Raw genomic sequence first — 1,075 nt, forward strand, 5'->3', positions numbered from 1 at the left:
AGATTTAAATCTCAATACACAAAATAACCTTATTCCGCTCTTTTGTTCTTTCTGATTAAGTAATAAATTTAATGAAAATCAAACTTAAGATATACAAACACGTTGGCATTAATTTAAAACCGAATGAAAAAATTGGGACTAATATTTGGAATTATAATCGGATTAATTGTTTTCGGAGCTTTTAAGAAAAAAAGTAAAGAAAATTCTATTCAAAAAGTTTCGGCTACCGAATTTGTAGCGCAATTGGAAAAATTAGGATACTACAAATATGCTGACGAAAAAAATATCGACAGCTTAAAAAACGACTTAATCGAAAATTACGACCCAACTAATGAATTGGTTTCTATTTGGGATGATGATACTAGTGTGCCTCTTGATTATAGATATTATTGGTGCGATGGAGAAACTGTTTATGAAGAGGGAGGGTTTACAGAACTTTTAGAACAAGTAAAACCGACTTTTGACAAAATTGGATTGACAATAAATATTACTGACCATTTTGAGGAATGGGATGATAAAAACGAATGGTTAAATCATAGAATAACAATAAACGGAACTGAATATGTGATTTTTAAAAATTTCAAAGGTTATGGCTGGGGCGAAGCAGTTATGAGATTTGCTCAAATAATAAATCAAGAAGCCAAAAAACAAGGAATTAAGGAAAGGATATATTTAGCTTCTGGCGGAAACGATGGACGACTGATTTTCTTAACTAAAGAATTGTACGATTATATTTATAGTGTTTACACAAATGAACAATGGAAACCTTTAGAAGTAACTGAATGGATGAAAGTTATGAGTGTTAAACCAATGAACTGAATTAAAAAACTAATGCCAACAATGGCTATAAGTAATTGCTTGTTCTAGCCTACTTCTGAAAATCCTCGCGGATTTTCAGCTTGGTTTGTACTTGCAAAGTTAAGTGCTAACCCACGCAACTACTCATAGCCGAGCCCGTTAGCCACAAGTTAAAAAAACGTCATTTCCTGAAATAGGTTGACCAAAAATCAATCATTTAATTCAGGATCAAGATGAAAGACAACAAACCTCCATGCCCAAAAAAAGAGTACCAAAA

Annotated in this window: 1 protein-coding gene; it reads left to right on the plus strand. The window is 32.1% G+C overall.

Annotated elements, in window-relative coordinates; translation table 11 throughout:
• Positions 1-123: 123 nt before the first annotated feature.
• Positions 124-819 (plus strand): hypothetical protein, encoded by a 696-nt coding sequence (locus ACFFGL_RS12600; protein ID WP_309730865.1) that lies wholly within the window; start codon positions 124-126, stop codon positions 817-819.
• Positions 820-1,075 lie beyond the last annotated feature (256 nt).

The sequence above is a fragment of the Mesonia maritima genome (genome assembly GCF_042433895.1).
GTDB classification, from domain to species: domain Bacteria; phylum Bacteroidota; class Bacteroidia; order Flavobacteriales; family Flavobacteriaceae; genus Mesonia; species Mesonia maritima.

Coding starts and splice junctions, on each gene's coding strand:
- ACFFGL_RS12600 (WP_309730865.1), top strand. CDS start 124: ATGAAAAAATTGGGACTAATATTTGGAATTATAATCGGATTAATTGTT.